Source organism: bacterium endosymbiont of Bathymodiolus sp. 5 South, assembly GCF_900128535.1.
Lineage (GTDB): Bacteria > Pseudomonadota > Gammaproteobacteria > PS1 > Pseudothioglobaceae > Thiodubiliella.
Genome location: NZ_FQTR01000002.1, coordinates 1 through 17920 on the forward strand (window position 1 = coordinate 1; position 17920 = coordinate 17920).

At 40.4% G+C, this 17920-nt stretch carries 17 protein-coding genes and 1 pseudogene; 6 read left to right on the forward strand and 12 right to left on the reverse strand.

The genetic code is table 11. The features are described from left to right. Positions 1-64 precede the first annotated feature (64 nt). Positions 65-643, forward strand: a pseudogene (locus tag BBROOKSOX_RS00350) (transposase). A gap of 55 nt (positions 644-698) precedes the next feature. Here the strand turns inward: BBROOKSOX_RS00350 and BBROOKSOX_RS00355 are convergent. From BBROOKSOX_RS00355 to BBROOKSOX_RS00365, 3 genes are read right to left on the reverse strand one after another with little or no spacing between them, the layout of a single operon-like run. Beyond that, positions 699-1748, reverse strand: coding sequence for a HopJ type III effector protein (locus BBROOKSOX_RS00355; RefSeq protein ID WP_139659180.1), 1050 nt, complete (start codon positions 1746-1748; stop codon positions 699-701). A gap of 45 nt (positions 1749-1793) precedes the next feature. After that, complete coding sequence (aceE, locus tag BBROOKSOX_RS00360) at positions 1794-4442, reverse strand: pyruvate dehydrogenase (acetyl-transferring), homodimeric type (RefSeq protein WP_139659181.1); 2649 nt, start codon at positions 4440-4442, stop codon at positions 1794-1796. A 52-nt stretch (positions 4443-4494) separates the two neighbouring features. After that, positions 4495-4872 (reverse strand): SoxR reducing system RseC family protein, encoded by a 378-nt coding sequence (locus BBROOKSOX_RS00365; protein ID WP_139659182.1) that lies wholly within the window; start codon positions 4870-4872, stop codon positions 4495-4497. A gap of 37 nt (positions 4873-4909) precedes the next feature. Between BBROOKSOX_RS00365 and BBROOKSOX_RS00370 the strand changes: the two genes are divergently transcribed. Both BBROOKSOX_RS00370 and BBROOKSOX_RS00375 read left to right on the forward strand, forming a co-directional pair. Continuing rightward, positions 4910-6292 carry a phosphomannomutase/phosphoglucomutase gene (locus BBROOKSOX_RS00370; RefSeq protein ID WP_139659183.1) on the forward strand — a complete coding sequence of 461 codons (1383 nt, stop codon included), beginning with the start codon at positions 4910-4912 and terminating at the stop codon, positions 6290-6292. 3 nt (positions 6293-6295) lie between these two features. Further along, the gene (locus BBROOKSOX_RS00375; RefSeq protein ID WP_139659184.1) at positions 6296-6712 is read left to right on the forward strand and encodes a DUF2007 domain-containing protein; all 417 of its coding nucleotides are present in this window, start codon (positions 6296-6298) and stop codon (positions 6710-6712) included. Between the two features lie 18 nt (positions 6713-6730). Here BBROOKSOX_RS00375 and mgtE read toward each other — a convergent pair whose 3' ends face one another. Then, positions 6731-8083 (reverse strand): magnesium transporter, encoded by a 1353-nt coding sequence (gene mgtE, locus BBROOKSOX_RS00380; protein WP_139659185.1) that lies wholly within the window; start codon positions 8081-8083, stop codon positions 6731-6733. A gap of 68 nt (positions 8084-8151) precedes the next feature. Continuing rightward, positions 8152-8448, reverse strand: a complete 297-nt coding sequence (gene hpf / locus BBROOKSOX_RS00385) for a ribosome hibernation-promoting factor, HPF/YfiA family (protein WP_139659186.1) — start codon at positions 8446-8448, stop codon at positions 8152-8154. Positions 8449-8612: 164 nt separating this feature from the next. Here hpf and BBROOKSOX_RS00390 point away from each other — a divergent pair, with 164 nt between their 5' ends. The 3 genes from BBROOKSOX_RS00390 (at position 8613) to argF (ending at position 10944) form a co-directional block, all read left to right on the forward strand. Further along, a complete protein-coding gene (locus BBROOKSOX_RS00390) occupies positions 8613-8816 on the forward strand; it encodes a hypothetical protein (RefSeq protein WP_139659187.1) in 204 nt (67 codons plus the stop codon). Positions 8817-8890: 74 nt separating this feature from the next. Beyond that, positions 8891-10048: an aspartate aminotransferase family protein gene (locus BBROOKSOX_RS00395; RefSeq protein ID WP_139659188.1), complete on the forward strand. Its 1158-nt coding sequence runs from the start codon at positions 8891-8893 to the stop codon at positions 10046-10048. After that, positions 10045-10944 (forward strand): ornithine carbamoyltransferase, encoded by a 900-nt coding sequence (gene argF, locus BBROOKSOX_RS00400; protein ID WP_139659240.1) that lies wholly within the window; start codon positions 10045-10047, stop codon positions 10942-10944. Before BBROOKSOX_RS00395 ends, argF begins: the two co-directional genes overlap by 4 nt. Here the strand turns inward: argF and BBROOKSOX_RS00405 are convergent. From BBROOKSOX_RS00405 to ilvB, 7 genes are all read right to left on the reverse strand, one after another. Beyond that, positions 10924-11622, reverse strand: coding sequence for an epoxyqueuosine reductase QueH (locus BBROOKSOX_RS00405; protein ID WP_139659189.1), 699 nt, complete (start codon positions 11620-11622; stop codon positions 10924-10926). The genes argF and BBROOKSOX_RS00405 overlap by 21 nt on opposite strands. Beyond that, positions 11610-12032: a hypothetical protein gene (locus BBROOKSOX_RS00410; RefSeq protein ID WP_139659190.1), complete on the reverse strand. Its 423-nt coding sequence runs from the start codon at positions 12030-12032 to the stop codon at positions 11610-11612. Before BBROOKSOX_RS00410 ends, BBROOKSOX_RS00405 begins: the two co-directional genes overlap by 13 nt. Continuing rightward, positions 12029-13561, reverse strand: coding sequence for a 2-isopropylmalate synthase (locus BBROOKSOX_RS00415; protein WP_139659191.1), 1533 nt, complete (start codon positions 13559-13561; stop codon positions 12029-12031). The genes BBROOKSOX_RS00410 and BBROOKSOX_RS00415 overlap by 4 nt, the downstream gene beginning before the upstream one ends. Before the next feature lie 176 nt (positions 13562-13737). Next, entirely contained in the window at positions 13738-14478 is a 741-nt protein-coding gene (gene pssA, locus BBROOKSOX_RS00420; RefSeq protein WP_139659192.1) for a CDP-diacylglycerol--serine O-phosphatidyltransferase, read from the reverse strand. Positions 14479-14534: 56 nt separating this feature from the next. Further along, positions 14535-15539 carry a ketol-acid reductoisomerase gene (gene ilvC, locus BBROOKSOX_RS00425; protein WP_139659193.1) on the reverse strand — a complete coding sequence of 335 codons (1005 nt, stop codon included), beginning with the start codon at positions 15537-15539 and terminating at the stop codon, positions 14535-14537. A gap of 150 nt (positions 15540-15689) precedes the next feature. Then, the gene (ilvN, locus tag BBROOKSOX_RS00430) at positions 15690-16172 is read right to left on the reverse strand and encodes an acetolactate synthase small subunit (RefSeq protein WP_139659194.1); all 483 of its coding nucleotides are present in this window, start codon (positions 16170-16172) and stop codon (positions 15690-15692) included. Between the two features lie 6 nt (positions 16173-16178). Continuing rightward, positions 16179-17912 carry a biosynthetic-type acetolactate synthase large subunit gene (gene ilvB / locus BBROOKSOX_RS00435; protein ID WP_139659195.1) on the reverse strand — a complete coding sequence of 578 codons (1734 nt, stop codon included), beginning with the start codon at positions 17910-17912 and terminating at the stop codon, positions 16179-16181. Between the last annotated feature and the right edge of the window lie 8 nt (positions 17913-17920).

Here is a 17920-nt window from a genome sequence, read left to right on the forward strand (position 1 = left end):
CTGTGCCGTGTTAATTGCACTCGGTATTGATGACAAAGGCAAGCGTGAAGTACTTGGCGTTCAGGTGAGTTTGAGTGAGGCAGAGGTCTATTGGCGTGAGTTTCTAGGGGATTCACAAAAGCGTGGCATGCATGGCACTAAACTCATCATCAGTGATGCTCACAGTGGCATTAAAGCCGTTAGAAAAGCCATCATGCCAGGCGTTGCCTAGCAACGCTGTCAGCTCCATCTTCAACAAAATGCTCAAGCCTATGTCACCAAGCAAAGCAAGAAGAGGGCTGTAGCAGCAGACACACGCGCAGTCTTTAATGCACCGAGTGCTAATGAGGCTAAAAGACAATTGGATTTGTTGATTGATAAATATCAAGACAGTATGCCAAAGCTCACCCAGTGGGCTGAGGATAATATCCCTGAAGGTTTAACAGTGTTTGGCTTGGATTTGTGTGAATTTAACAGGAAGAGACTAAGAGCAAGCAATATGATTGAGCGACTTAATCAAAGTGTTAAACAGCGAACAAAAGTGGCTAAAATATTTGCTAATGAGGATTCTTGTTTGAGGCTGGTTACGGCCGTGGTGATGGAAGTCTCAGAGCAGTGGCAAAGCTCTAAGGCTTATTTGTCTTTGGACAATAATAACGGGTAGGTTTTTTTAATGAACGAGAAATCGATGGAATAGATGGTAATTTACAGAAAGAAGTTTACTTGACCTCCTCAGGGACTATTGCTGCAAGATCATTTTCAATTTCTTCAAAAATTTGATTTACTGTTGGGTGTATTGCTTGTTCGGCAATATTGGTGGCGGCAGTAGATAGAGTAAGGTTCAAGTCATCAATTTCTTGTTGTTTTTGTTTGAATGGCTCTATGTCAATGACTTCAAATAATGACTCTATGTCAATGACTTTAGATAATGGCTCTATGTCAATGACTTCAAATAATGACTCTATGTCAATGACTACTTGGGCTACGATCGGGACGGCGGCGGCGATAGAGGCAATAGGTGGATTGTTTGTGGTGTTAGTTGTATTGTTTATAATGTTAGTTGTATTGTTTGTGATGTTAGTTGTATTGTTTACTGTTTCGGATTGAAATAAAACATATCTACCTCCACTTACAATAGTGATAATTATAAAGACTTTTGCATAAATATGAATACTCATCAAAACACCAAGTTTTGCCGAATGGGTAATTTTACGAAATATAGTCATAGCAAAGCTATGGCTGTGTTTTATAAACTTGTCAAGTTGGTGAAAAATGGTGTTTTGATGATTATTCATATTTATGCAAAGGTCTCTTATAATAAAATTTTTTTTAACATAATACCCCATAAAATCATATAATTGATTGATTGATCGTATAAGAGTAGTTCCAAAATTTTGTTTAGAATCCGCTTGTAAAGGATATTTGGGATTGCTGGTTTCAACCAGCACAGGAGAATCAAACTTTAAACCTTCCCAACCATAGATAATGAAATTTCGGATATTTTGGTGAGAATCACCTTGGGGGTCGTTAAGAACGCCTTGGTAGTGTTCACCAAAACAATGTAGGACTTCGAGTTTTGTCAATTGATGAATAACACCAAAACAAAATAATTTAGCACTGCCTTGATTTTCAGTGGCAGTATTTTGTAAATCACCATTGATAAAGGATGCTGGGGTATAGTTGTAGTTCTCATTAATAAGCTTAATCAGATCATTAAAATTCATTTTTGCACCTGACCTAAGCGCCTCTAAATACTCTTCTTGTGTCATGCCAACGCTCCTAATGTCTTTAATAATTGCTCAATAATATTACCGTTATACTGTCATTGGGTTTGGTTTTCCTATGTCAACACCATATTTTTTAATCGCATCACTCACTACGGATGCTTCCATTTCACCCTCATCAACCAAGGCTTTCAGCGCAGCAATTGTCACATAATTTGCATCCACTTCAAAGAAATCTCTGAGTGCAGCGCGTGAATCTGAACGACCAAAACCATCGGTACCCAACACTTCATAACGACCCGGAATATACTTACGCACTTGCTCAGCATAGTTACGCATATAGTCAGTGGTAGCAATGACAGGACCCTTTGTATCAGCTAAGCATTGAGTAATGTAAGGCACCTTTGGTGACGCTAGACTAAATCTATTTTCTCTATCAATCGCTTGAGCTTCACGCGTTAATTCATTGAAACTGGTTACTGACCAGATACTGGACTTCACCCCCCAATCATCAGCAAGCATTTGCGCGGCTTTTTCAACTTCTCTAAGAATGGTGCCAGAACCTAACAATTGCACCTGTGTATCACCAGTGCCTACTTTTTTCAATGGGTAAATACCTCTGATAATGCCCTCTTGTGTGCCTGTTGGCATTTCTGGGTGCGTGTAAATTTCATTCATAACAGTAATGTAGTAAAAAATATTCTCATGATTTTCATACATTCTGCGCAGTCCACTTTGAACAATCACTGCCAACTCATACGCATAAGTTGGGTCATAAGAAATACAATTTGGAATGGTGTTAGCAACAATATGCGAATCGCCATCTTCATGCTGTAAACCCTCGCCATTTAGGGTAGTGCGCCCTGCCGTACCGCCAATTAAGAAACCCTTGGCTTGCATATCACCTGCCGCCCAAATTAAGTCACCTACACGCTGAAAACCAAATTTAGAATAATAAATATAAAACGGAATCATAGTGATATTATGCGTTGCATACGATGTTGCCGCAGCAATCCAATCAGACACCGCACCGGCTTCATTAATGCCTTCTTGCAACACCTGCCCCTTCTTGTCTTCCTTGTACCACATGACTTTATCAGAGTCTTCTGGTTGATAAAGTTGACCTGAAGCCGAGTAAATACCGAGCTGCCTGAACAAGCTTTCCATACCAAAGGTGCGTGCTTCATCAGGGATGATTGGCACGACTTTAGGTCCAAGTTGTTTGTCACGCACCAATAAAGCCATAATACGGTTAAGTGCCATGGTGGTTGACATTTCACGCTCACCACTGGATTTTAATAAGGCACTGAAAGTGTCTAATTCTGGCGCTTGTAAATTTTCTAATTCAAACGAGCGCACTGGCAATGAACCACCCAGTTTTTGGCGTTGAGTGTTCATGTATGTCATCTCTTCGCTGTCTTGTGCTGGCTTGTAAAAGTTAAGTTGTTTAACATCTTCTTTGGTTACTGGAATATCAAAACGCTCGGCAAATTTTGCAACTTGCTCAAGGCCCAGTTTTTTCTGTGAGTGCGTCGTATTTTGACCTTCGCCTGCTTCACCCATACCGTAGCCTTTAACTGTCTTGGCTAAGATAACCGTTGGTTTGTCACTACATTTTTTGGCAGCACGATACGCTTGAAATACTTTAAATGGATCATGTCCGCCACGATTCAGTGCATAAATCTCATCATCGCTAAGATGCGCAACCATCGCTAATAATTCTGGATATTTACCGAAGAAATGTTGTCGCACATAAGCGCCGTCTTTAGCTTTGTAAGCTTGGTATTCTCCATCTACCACTTCTTCCATGCGTTTTTTTAGCAATCCAGTGGTGTCTTTTTCAAGTAGTTTATCCCATTCACCACCCCAAATGACTTTAAGCACATTCCAACCCGCACCACGGAACATGCCCTCAAGCTCTTGAATAATTTTGCCATTACCACGCACTGGGCCATCAAGGCGTTGCAAGTTGCAATTAATCACAAAAATCAAATTATCCAGTTTTTCACGACCGGCTACTGAAATAGCGCCAAGTGACTCAGGCTCATCCATTTCGCCATCACCCAAATATGCCCAAACGGTGCGTTTGTCCGTTTGTTTGATCTCACGATGATGCAGATATTTCATAAAGCGTGCTTGGTAAATCGCCATAATGGGGCCTAGCCCCATTGACACGGTCGGGAACTGCCAAAAATCAGGCATCAACCACGGGTGCGGATAAGAACTGAGACCGTCTTTACCTGCTTCTTGACGAAATAACAACATTTGCGCCTCAGTGATGCGCCCTTCTAAAAAAGCACGCGAGTAAATACCCGGTGAAATATGTCCTTGAAAAAAGATTAAGTCTGCACCTTGCTCGGCATCAGGACCACGATAAAAATGATTAAAACCCACTTCATACAAGGTAGCACTTGAGGCAAACGAAGCAATATGCCCACCTAAATCATAGGGCAATTGATTAGCCTTGACCACCATTACCATTGCATTCCAACGAACAATAGCTGAAATTCTTTCTTCAATATCGGCGTTAATGTCTGTTGCCACCTCTTTTTCTTTGGCAATAGAGTTTAGGTAAGAAGTATTGACGCCTGTTGGCAAATCCATACCTTCTTTATGTGCCATATCCATTAGTTGGTTTAGCAAAAACTTTGCACGGTCATCCCCTTCTATTCTAGCAACAGATTTAAAGGCTTCTAGCCATTCTTGGGTTTCTAAAGGGTCGAGGTCTTGAGCTGACATAATGTATTTTTTTCTTTTAGAATAAAGCGGTAATTATCCCAAATTTGTAGACTCACTTGACAAAATATTTCACTAACAGAATTGAAGCAGAAAAACCCATGAAAGCAAGAATAATTTGCCCTGCTTCGTGCTCGGGGTATATGATATCACCCAATAACCCACCTGCAAATAATGCAAGTAGTGGCAGCATATAGAGTTGAGAAGCACGATAAAACAATTCTTTTGCTGATATTTCCAAAGTTACCAAATCACCAATTGCCACGCCATCTTGTAGGGGCTTATTGAACACCGAATAATGGTCAAAATATTTTGCCAATATGCCTGTACCACAGCCACCATTGGCTGAGCAACTGTGACACCCTGATGAACGATTAACTTTAAGTTTCATCATTTGGTTCTCAATCTCAATAACTTCAAACTTTTCTTTCATTAAAATAAGTGTTTATTTTTTATCCTATTTTATCAGTATGTCACTCTCACAATCTATTTTTAAAGCCTACGATATCCGTGGCATCGTAGCAGATGAACTCACGCCTGATGTCGTCAAACTCATTGGTCAGGCAATTGGTAGTGAGTCTATTGCCAAAGGTGAGCGCGGTGTGGTGATTGGTCGCGATGGCCGTCTCAGTGGCGTTGAGTTGATGAGTGCTTTAAAAGAGGGTCTTAAATCAACGGGCTGTCATGTGGTAGATATCGGCATGGTGCCTACGCCATTAGTCTATTACGCTACTTATAGCAAAGCGGCTACTTCTGGGGTGATGATTACTGGTTCGCATAATCCACCTGAGTACAATGGTTTTAAGATTATGATTGCAGGTGAAACACTCTCGGGCGATAGAATACAAGAACTTTATCAGCGCATCCAAGCGCAGAATTTTTCTAAAGGCCATGGCACTTCAACCAGAGTTGATATTGAACAGGACTATATAGAGCGTGTTGTCTCTGATGTTAAATTAGACAAGCCTCTTAATATTGTTATTGATGCAGGTAACGGTATTGCAGGCAATATTGCACCAAAATTGTTTGAACGATTGGGTGCAAAAGTCACAAAATTATTCTGCTTGGTGGATGGAAATTTCCCCAACCATCATCCTGACCCATCAAAACTTGCCAATCTTGAAGATATTATTCAAGCAGTCAAAGATACCAATGCGGACATGGGTTTTGCCTTTGATGGTGATGGAGACAGACTGGGTTTAATTGACAATAAAGGCAATGTGATTTGGGCGGATAGACAAATGATATTATATGCACGCGATATTCTCAGTCGCAATCAAGGTGCTAAAATTGTGTTTGATGTTAAATGTAGCTCAAATCTACCAAAAGACATTACCCAGCACGGGGGTAATGCGATTATGTCACGCACAGGACACAGTTTTATCAAAGCCAAGCTCAAAGAAACAGGTGCACTGCTCGGTGGTGAGATGAGTGGTCATATTTTCTTTAAAGAACGCTGGTATGGCTTTGATGATGCGCTTTATACAGGTGCTAGATTATTAGAAATCCTATCTAAAACCAACAAAACTTGTGAGCAGGTTTTTGCCAATCTACCTGATAGCATCAATACGCCAGAGATTAACATTCACTTTGACAAGCAAGGTCAGCAGTTTGATGCCATGAAAAAATTAGCAAGTAATATTGATTTTATTAAAGATGATCGTGTGCAAATTATTACCATTGATGGTGTGCGTGTTGATTACCCGAATGGTTGGGGGCTGGTGCGCCCTTCTAACACCACACCCTGTTTAGTACTGCGTTTTGAGGCAAACAACGAAAAAACCTTAAGCCAAATTCAAGATAAATTCAGAATTTGGTTGGCTGCTAATCATATTTCTACTCAAAATTTTTGACCAATGGGATTGGTAGCCGTTGAAAGTTACAACCACCCTATTGACGCTTATCTGGCTAAAGGACGACTAGAAACTGAAGGCATACCCGTATTTTTAGCAAGTGAACACCATGTATGGATGAACTGGAGTTATGCACAAGCATTGGGAGGCATACAATTAAGAGTTAGTCCACAAAATTTGACTGCTGCACAGGAAATCCTAAAAATGCACAACCAAGGAGAATATGAACCTCTATTAAATGAAATTTTTCCAGAAATTGATACAAAAAATTGCCCTAATTGTAACGCCAATAGCTATGTTAGTAAATTTCCATTGCACCGACTTTTTTTTACCTTGGTATCGTTCACTGTTGCTGTTGTCCTTCTGTCAAAAAGAACCTTACACACTTGTCAACAATGCAATCACAAATGGAAGGATTAAGCGGTGGAATAACCTCCACTAAACAACCAAACTTGCCAAACCTAGAAACACCACAAAACCAATAACATCAGTAATAGTCGTAAGAATAACACCACCAGCAAGTGCGGGGTCAATTTTAAATCTAATGAGTAATGAGGGTAAAACTACACCTGCAAAGGCGGCAAAAATTAAATTAACAACAATAGCCAAAGCAATGACCATGCTCAGCAATATGTCGGCAAACCATAAATGTGTCGCCACCCCAATCACTAATGCCCAAATCAAGCCATTTAATAAGCCAATTGCTACTTCTTTATTCATTAACACTTTAAGATTGGAATTTGTTATTCTGCCAGTGGCAATACCACGGGTGACTAAAATCAGTGTTTGTGTACCGGCAATACCACCCATTGATGCAACCACTGGCATCAAAATAGCGAGGGCAATTTTTTCTTGCAAAGTAGCTTCAAAGAGACTAATAAAAAACACCGCAATAAAAACAGTAACCAAATTCACACCCAACCAAATACTACGGCGTTTAGAGCTTTGCATCACAGGCGCAAAAACATCTTCCTCTTCGTCCAGGCCTGCCATTGACATGACTGAATGCTCGGCCTCGTCACGAATGACATCAACCACATCATCAATAGTGATACGCCCAATTAACTGATTGTTTTCATCCACCACTGGCGCAGAAATCAAATCACGCTGTTCAAACAAATGAGCCACTTCGTTTTCAGGTGTTTGTGCAATAATGGGCTTCAGCGTTTTATCAATCAACGGCTCAATATTTTGCTGTGCTTCGTGTGTTAGCAAGGTGGATATGTGTATTGCACCTAGATATTTATATGCCCTATCAACGACAAATATCTGGTCAGTATCAATGGGCATTTCTTTTAACAAACGCAGATAACGAATGACAGTGCGTACGGTAATATCATCACGCACAGTAATAATATCAATATTCATCAAGCCACCTGCAGAATCTTCAGGATAAGACAAAACATGCTTTAAATGGTCTCGGTGCTTATGATCCAGTGTCAACAATAAATTGTGTAGTGCTGATTCAGGTAAATCAGGCACAATATCTGCCAAATCGTCCATGTCCAAACCTTCGGTGGCCTCAACGATTGAATCAACACTCATTCCGCTGAGTAGTTGAGTGCGCACATCTTCGCTCAAGTCTTTAAGAATATCACCTTGTGTACCCGTATCAATATTGGACCAAAGAACAACCCTTTCCTTCGGTGGAATGGCTTCTAACAGGCGAGCGATTTCTGCCGAATGCAAATTGGCAAATTGTGTAGTGGCTTCTTCATACAAAGATGCCTCCAGAGACCCCATGAGTTTCTGCAGGCAATCTTCGAAAGAAGTGTTTTTAACTTCTGACATTGGACTAAATTATTTTATCTAAAATTAGCGTTATTACTTTGATATAGCGGAACCCTAAAAAACTAAGTTTAGTTTTTTCTATGGTTGTTGAGTTTCTCTTTGTGTTTTCTAATTTGTGCATCTAATTTATTGACCAACTGGTCAATTGAAGCATACATATCATCACTGTGCGCTTTTGCAAATAAATCTGCACCGCTGATATGAATAGTTGCCTCGGCTTTCTGCACATCTTTTTCCACTTCTAAGATCATGTTAATATTAATCAAATGATCAAAATGATGTTTAATTTTAGATAGTTTTTCTTCTGCGTGTTGTTTAATTGCCTCGGTAATATCAAGATGATGACCAGAAATACTTAATTGCATAGATTCTCCTTATTATTATTAAAAATTCAATTGAATTGTGCCATAAAGTAAAGCAAACATTAGGGTATTTATTGTATTTATGACAAATAATAAACACCACAAAAAACTAATTTTCGGTATAATTATATGTTTTTGAATTATTATACAAACAAAGGAGTATCAAGATGGATGCAGTTAGCAAGGAAAGTAATGAATTAAGTATAAAGAGAATTGCATTGCAAAACTCTTTCAAAGAATATAACGAGAATAATGGTTTTTCATATGAAGAGTGGGTAAATCCACCTGCAGGTCATTTCTACGAAGGTTACAAGAAAGATTTGGAAGAAATCAATAATCAAATGGCACCGCCTTTACAATACCAGTCATAATTAGCACTTGATTGGTAACAAAAAGCCCCATTTTGGGGCTTTTTTGTTTGGTGGTTAGCCAGCAACAACACACTATGTCTTATTTAATGTCAAACTATGCACCGCTTGCAGTTACCTTTACCAAAGGTGAGGGTTGCTACTTAACAGATACGCAAGGTGAAAAATATTTAGATGCGTTATCGGGTGTTGGTGTCGTTGGTTTGGGTCATTGTCATAAAGACATTACTGCCACGATACAGACGCAAGCTGGTGAACTTTTACATACCAGCAATTGGTATCATATTGCCCACCAAGAAACCTTAGCTGAAAAGCTCTGCAAATTGTCTAATATGGATAATGCTTTCTTTGGTAATTCTGGTGCAGAAGCCAATGAAGCTGCCATTAAAATTGCACGCTTACATGGTCATGCCAATAATATTGATAACCCAACTATTTTAACGGCCAATCAAAGTTTTCATGGTCGCACCATGGCAACCCTTTCTGCCACAGGTAATGACAAAGTACAGGCGGGCTTTGCACCGCTAGTCAGCGAATTTATTCATATTGATTTTAATGATGTAGATGCGATAAAAGCACACACAAGTAATAATAATATTGTGGCTATCATGCTAGAACCTATTCAAGGCGAGAGTGGCGTGATTATACCAAAGCGTGATTACTTAAACCAAGTGCAAGCCATCTGTCAAGCCAATAACTGGTTGCTTATTCTGGACGAGGTGCAAACAGGTATTGGACGCACAGGAAAAATGTTTGCACATCAATATAACCATATCACCCCTGATGTGCTGACTTTAGCCAAAGGTTTGGGTAATGGTGTGCCGATTGGTGCCTGCTTAGCAAAGGGCAAGGCGGCAACGCTTTTCACCCCTGGTACACATGGTTCAACTTTTGGTGGCAACCCCTTAGTCTGCAAAACAGCGCTCAGTGTACTAGAAATCATTGAAAAAGATAAACTTCTTGACAATGCTACCAAGATGGGGGAATACTTAGTATCAAACTTTCAAGAAAAATTATCCAACTCAAACAAAATGACCCAAATACGCGCCAAAGGCTTGATGATTGCCATTGAACTTAATCAAGATTGTACGCAATTACTAAATGCAGCACTAAGTAAACACTTACTGATTAATATTACTGGGCGCTCTATACGGCTGTTACCGCCACTGATTATCAATCAAACTGAGGCAGATATTATCATTGATACTGTTTGCGACTTGATAGGAGAATTATAATGAAACACTTTATTGATCTTGAAGATTTATCAACCAATGATTTAAACCAAATCATTGATAATGCCATCACACTAAAAAAAGAACATAAATCGGGTCAAATCAATAAGGCGTTAGAGAACAAAACATTAGCCATGATTTTTGACAAATCTTCTACACGCACGCGCGTGTCGTTTGAAGCAGGTATGGCGCAATTGGGCGGTCATGCGCTATTTTTATCCGAACGAGATATTCAATTAGGTCGAGGCGAGTCCATTGTTGACAGTGCGATTGTGATCGGATCAATGGTTGACGCTATTGTGATGCGTGTGTCTTCGCACGATGATATCAACACTTTTTCACAAAATGCCAATGTGCCAATTATCAACGCTCTATCTGATGAATCTCACCCTTGTCAATTATTAGCAGATATGATGACTTATAAAGAACATAAAGGCAATATCCAAGGAAAAACAGTTACTTGGATTGGCGATGGTAACAATATGTGCCAAACTTATATGCAAGCCGCAAGCATATTTGGCTTCAAACTCAATATTGCCACACCTAAAGGCTATGAGCCAGAATCATCTTTCATTGCGCAATATCAAGACCATATTAAGCTATGTGATAATGCAAAAGAAGCCTGTAAAAATGCAGATTTGGTTGTTACTGATGTTTGGGCGAGCATGGGTCAAGAAGATGAACAAGCAAAGCGTGAACTTGCCTTTAAAGATTTTCAGGTAAATAATGATTTAATGCAGCAAGCTAGTGCCGATGCTAGCTTTATGCATTGCCTGCCAGCACACCGCGAGGAGGAAGTTAGCAGCGATGTGATTGACGGCGCGCAAAGTTTAGTATGGGATGAGGCTGAAAATCGTTTACATACACAAAAAGCGTTGTTACTTTACTTGCTTAGCTAAACCATCCATTGCCTCAGCATAAAACTTAACCCCACGCTCCACTTTTTCCCTACCGCGTGATACACGCCAGCGGTTAGTGTCTCGTAGAGAATAGACACAGCCACAGTATTCTTGTTGGTAGAATTCTTCTTGTTTTGATAACTCCAGCATTCGAGACGAGCCACCTTGCTTACGCCAGTTAAAATCCCAATAAGTAACACCATCAAATGAATCAGCAGCACGCACGCCACAGCCGTTGATTTGGCTCATATCTTTCCAACGAGAAATTCCTAATGTGGAAGATATTAAATCAAAATCATGTGCTTTGGCGTACTTAGCAGTGACTTCAAAACGCATATCAAAACAAGTGGTGCAACGAGCACCTCGTTCTGGCTCACCCTCCTGCCCTTTGATTCTTTCAAACCATTCATCTTTGTTGTAATCCGCATCAATAAATGGCATACCTAATTTTTGGGCAAAACGAATATTTTCTTCTTTGCGCAGCTCATATTCTTCTTGTGGATGAATATTTGGATTGTAAAAAAAAATGGTGGTGTCAATTTCTGATGCTGCCAAAGCCTCCATAATTTCACCGGCACAAGGGGCGCAGCAAGAATGCATGAGTAGCTTTTTCTCACCATTGGGTGTTTGTAATTTGGGGCGCTCATAACCCGCAAGAGAGTAATCTACTTTAGACATTGCTGTAATTGCTTTAACACTTCCCACGCTTCGCGCTTAAAGGTTTCATTCACTAAAATCTCACTTGGATGATGCATGGAAAAATGCGCCTGCACATCGGATGATAAACCCTTACTCATTAATAATACCGTTTTGGCGTCGTATTGTCCAAGCGTGCGTTCTAAATCAAGGGCATTAATAGTAATGCATTTAACATTGGCTTTTTTAAGTCCAATAGCACCCAACATTTTAAATAAAAAATCTTGAACCTTGCCAGTTTGACAAAAAGAGTGTGCATTTTGCGTTTCAATCACCAGACATGGCGTGCAAATTTTTTGTGTACTGACCTCTATTGCATCAGTAGGTTCAACATATAAAAATGCTGGCACACCGAATGCTGCTAAATAATCACTACGCTCTAATTGACTCATACTTGCGGATGCGCCCTATCGGTTACCACTAAAATTTTATTCAAGCCGTTGATATAAGCCTTAGCGCTGGCAATAACAATATCGGTATCCGCCCCTTGCCCATTAACAATGCGCCCATCACTTTCAAGACGCACATTGACTTCGCCTAGTGCATCAGTGCCTTGGGTAACATTTGAGACTGAATACAGTTGCAAATTCACCTCAACATCGACCAATGAATTAATCGCACTAAAGGTAGCATCTACTGCACCTGAAGTATTAGCAGTAGCCACTACTTCTTTATCATCAATGGAAAGCACAACCCGCGCTGAATTTTGCTTACCTGTTTCACTAGAAACTTTAAGCGCTACCAATTGAATGCTCTCATGTTCTTCACTTTGAGACTGTGAAACCAATGCTTGCAGGTCTTCATCAAAAATTTCATGCTTCTTATCTGCCAATTCTTTGAAACTCTTAAAGGTGGTATTTAGTGCATCATCGCTGTCAAACTCAACACCAAGCTCTTGCATTCTAACTTTAAAGGCATTACGACCTGAATGCTTGCCCATAACCAGTGAATTGGCATTCCAACCCACATCTTCAGCCCGCATAATTTCGTAAGTCTCACGATGCTTAAGTACGCCATCTTGATGAATACCTGCTTCATGAGCAAAGGCATTTGCACCGACAATCGCTTTGTTTGGTTGCACAATAAAGCCTGTCACACTTGAAACCAAACGCGATGCGGCAAGGATATGTGTGGCATCAATACCGGTGTCACAAGCAAAAATATCTTGACGCGTTCGCACTGCCATGACCAGCTCCTCCAAAGAGGTATTGCCTGCACGCTCGCCTAGACCGTTAATCGTACACTCCACTTGGCGTGCGCCATTAAGAACGGCAGACAAAGAATTTGCCACTGCCAAACCCAAGTCATTATGACAATGCGCTGAGAAGATTGCTTTATCAGAATTTGGCACGCGCCCAATCAGTGATTTTATCGTCGCACCAAACTGATGAGGAATGTTATAGCCTACCGTATCAGGAATATTGATGGTCGTTGCTCCTGCATCAATTGTTGCTTCGATGATACGACAAAGAAAGTCTTCGTCGCTACGCCCTGCATCCTCGGGTGAAAACTCAACATTATCTGTCCAATTTCTGGCACGCTTTACCGCATGAACGGCTTGCTTTACTACTTGGTCAGGTGTCATATTCAGCTTCATCTTCATATGAATATCGCTGGTAGCAATAAAGGTATGGATACGAGATGAATTCGCACCCTTTAATGCTTCTCCAGCACGATCAATATCTTTATCTAGTGCTCTTGCAAGCGAGCAAATAGTAGCGTCTTGAATATTGTTGGCAACTGCTTGAACCGCTTCAAAGTCACCAGGCGAAGCAATAGCAAAACCTGCCTCGATGACATCAACATGCATTTTCTCCAACACTTTGGCAATGCGTATTTTTTCGTCTTTGGTCATTGATGCACCAGGTGATTGTTCACCATCTCTTAGCGTCGTATCGAAAATAATTAGTTTATCAGACATTTTTGTCTCCTATATTTGTTACATTGTATTTTTAAGGTGTGCTGACCTTTCAGCCAGTCAAGATGATAGATTACCTTACGGTAATAATCGTAACAAAGCCAAGAGAGTGGGTTGTTTATAGAAAGAAGTACTAATCTGATTTATCATAGTTAAATTATAACTTAAATATAAACGACTCACCTGTTTTTTTTCAATGCACGCTTTTTACGCACATCAATCATAGTGATAATTAAGCCAGATAGCGCATAAACAAAGAAGAAAGTAAACAGAATCGCACTTGGCCATAGTGTCACTACAATAATAATTAAGATGGCGATTAACAGTAATTTGAATGACGCCCTACCCTTAAGATTAATTTCCTTAAAACTATAATAACGAATATTACTGACCATCAATACGCCAGCACTCACTAAGATAATCCAACTTGTCATAGCAAGATATTGATCATACGGCGTTGTGCCGATAAACTCCTTGGTCCATACCAAGCCTGCAATAAGCGCAGCAGCAGCTGGCGAAGGTAGGCCTTGAAAATAACGCTTATCCTCAACACCTATTTGCGTGTTGAAGCGTGCCAAACGCAATGCACCAGCGGCCACATAAATAAATGCGCCTATCCAGCCAATTTTACCCATCTGCTCAAACTGCCAAAAATACATCAATAGTGCAGGGGCAACACAAAACGATAACATATCTGCCATCGAATCATATTGCTCACCAAAGGCACTTTGGGTATTGGTCAGTCGTGCAACACGACCGTCTAGAGTATCCCACAACATCGCCACAAAAATAGCAATAGCAGACTCTAGATATTGACCTTTAGTGGCTAGAATAATCGCCAAGAAACCTGAAAATAATCCAAATGTCGTTAAAACATTGGGTAATAAGTAAATACCTCTTTTTATTTTTTTTTCTGCCATGATCCCTCTTAGAAACAAAAAAAATGTCCAACTTAGTTGGGCGCTCAATCTAACTTTTAGTTTTTACTCTGGTCAATAATTTTGTTCTTAGCAATCCATGGCATCATTGAACGCAGTGACTCACCTACTTGTTCAATTTGATGTGCGCGTTGAACTTCACGACGCGCAGGAAGCTCGCCCACATTAGCCACAAACTCTTTAGCAAATGAACCATCTTGGATTTCAGCTAAGATTTTTTTCATTTCTAGTTTGGTTTCACTGGTGATAATACGAGGACCACGAGTTACATCACCGTATTCAGCTGTATTTGAGATTGAATAACGCATATTGGCAATACCCCCTTCATACATCAAATCAACAATGAGTTTTAATTCATGCAAACACTCAAAGTATGCCATTTCTGGCTCGTAACCGGCTTCAACCAATGTCTCAAACCCTGCTTGAACTAAGGCAGTTGTACCACCACATAATACCGCTTGCTCACCAAATAAATCGGTTTCGGTTTCTTCTCTGAAAGTTGTCTCTAAGATGCCTGTACGACCACCACCAATGGCAGATGCGTAAGATAGGGCAATGTCTTTGGCGTTGCCAGATACATCTTGAGCAACAGCAATTAAGTCAGGAATACCGCCACCCTTAACAAATTCACTACGCACGGTATGACCTGGTGCCTTAGGGGCAATCATAATAACATTCAGGTCAGCTCTTGGCTTAATCATTTCAAAATGAATATTTAAACCATGTGCAAATGCAAGCGTTGCACCTTGCTTGAGGTTTGGCTCAATATTATCTGCATAAATTTTTGCTTGAAACTCATCTGGTGCTAATACCATAACCAAATCTGCCCACGCTGTTGCTTCTTCAACGGATTTGACGCTCAAACCAGAACCTTGTGCTTTTGTCGCTGATGTTGAGCCTTCTCTGAGTGCAACGACAACATCAATACCTGAGTCTTTTAAGTTGTTTGCGTGTGCATAACCTTGTGAGCCATATCCAACGATGGCTACTTTCATGTCTTTTATAATATTTAAATCGGCATCTTTATCGTAATATCTGTTCATTTTTTTCCTCTTTTATTGTGAGATTTTTGCATCAATACAAAAATCTTTGTTTAATTAATAGAGACTTTTGCATAAGTAGGGATGATTAGCAAAATGACAAGTTTTGCCAACTTGGCGTTTTGATGATTATTCATATTTATGCAAAGGTCTCTAATATTCTCTTTTCTGACAAACACCAGTAACGCCTGTTCTAGAAACTTCTAAAATTTTGAGTGCATCAATTGCCTCTAAAAAATCACTGACTCGCTGGCTTTTTCCTACCACTTCAACTGTATAAGTATCTTCACTCGCGTCTACTATCTTGCCACCATGCTCATCAATATGTTTGTCTATTTCAGCTCGAAAGTTAGGGTTAACATCGATTTTAACCAATGCCAATTCGCGTTCAATGTGTTCTGTGGCAGTCAAGTTAGTTACCGTTACCACATCAATGAGTTTATCCAGTTGTTTAACAATTTGCTCAATAATACCGTCATCGCCAATACTAACAATGGTCATACGCGACAGAGTTTCATCATTAGTCGGTGCTACCGTTAGTGACTCAATGTTAAAACCACGCGCTGAAAACAAGCCTGCCACCCTTGATAGCGCACCAGATTCGTTTTCCAATTGTAGTGAAATAATATGTCTCATGATCTTTTATACTAAATGTAGCCCTTCATCGTTAACGGATGCCATCTCGTCACGACCTGCTAACAACATCTCGTGGTGTCCTGCCCCCGATGGAATCATTGGAAATACATTTTCACTTGGGTCAGTCAAAATGTCAACAAACACGGTACGGTCTTTTTGTTTGAATGCTTCAATCAAGGCCGGCTTTAAATCTTGTTCTTTCTCAACTTTAATGCCTATATGTCCGTAACTTTCTGCCAATTTAACAAAATCTGGCAATGCATCCATGTACGACATTGCATAGCGTTTTTCATAAAAAAATTCTTGCCATTGTCTAACCATACCCAAGTAGCCATTATTCAAATTAATAATTTTAACAGGGGTATCATATTGCAACATGGTTGAAAGCTCTTGCAGCATCATTTGAATACTGCCTTCGCCAGTTACGCAAGCCACATCTGCTTTTGGGTCGGCTAATTTTGCACCCATTGCCGCAGGTAATCCAAAGCCCATTGTGCCTAAGCCACCGGAGTTAATCCAACGGCGTGGCTTATCAAATGGATAATATTGCGCTGCCCACATTTGATGCTGACCCACATCACTAGTAACAATCGCCTCGCCCTGAGTAACTTCATACAAAGCTTCAATCACGCTTTGTGGTTTAATAACACCCGACTTCGTTTGATACGCCATTGAATCAACGCCACGCCACTGCTCGATTTGCTTCCACCACGCATCAATATTGACTAACTTCTTATCTTTGAGTGCTTGTATAAGGGCGTTTAAAGCATCATTGACTTGTCCGATAATTGCCACATCAACCCCTACTGTCTTACCCACTGAAGATGGGTCAATATCAATATGAATGATTTTTGCATAAGGGCAAAACTTATCTAAATTACCCGTAATACGGTCATCAAAGCGTGCACCCACAGCAATAATGCAATCTGAGTCGTGCATTGCCATGTTGGCTTCGTAAGTACCGTGCATGCCTAACATGCCCAATGACTGACTATCTGTTGCAGGGTATGCGCCCAAGCCCATTAAAGTTTGGGTAATTGGAAAATTAGTATGGCGTGTAAACGAGCGTAGCATCTCACTGGCATTGCCAATCACACTACCGCCACCTGAGTAGATAATAGGTTTCTTTGCTTGCGTGATTAACGCAACTGCTTTATCAATTTGCCCTGCATCAACTTTTGTCTCAGGCTGATATGAGCGCATATTGATTGACTTAGGATAACCGTCAAATTCAATCTCAGTAATCGTGGTATCTTTAGTAATATCAATCAATACTGGACCTGGACGACCTGTGGTGGCAATATGAAACGCTTTCTTAACAATATTTGCCAAATCGTTAGTGTCTTTTACCAAAAAATTATGCTTAACACAAGAGCGAGTAATACCAACAGCATCCACCTCTTGGAATGCGTCATTGCCAATCACTGCAGAGGACACTTGACCCGAAATAACCACCATTGGAATAGAGTCCATATGTGCTGTAGCAATACCTGTTACTGCATTGGTAAGCCCAGGGCCAGAAGTAACGAGCGCTACACCACACTTACCACTAACGCGTGCATAGCCATCTGCACCGTGCACAGCGCCTTGTTCATGACGAACCAAAATATGGGCAATATTATCACAGGCATCAAGCGCATCGTAAATATGCAATACAGCGCCCCCTGGATATCCAAAGATATGCTCTACACCTTCGTTTTGAAGGCAATTAACCAATATTTGAGCGCCATTCAACTTCATTGCTTATT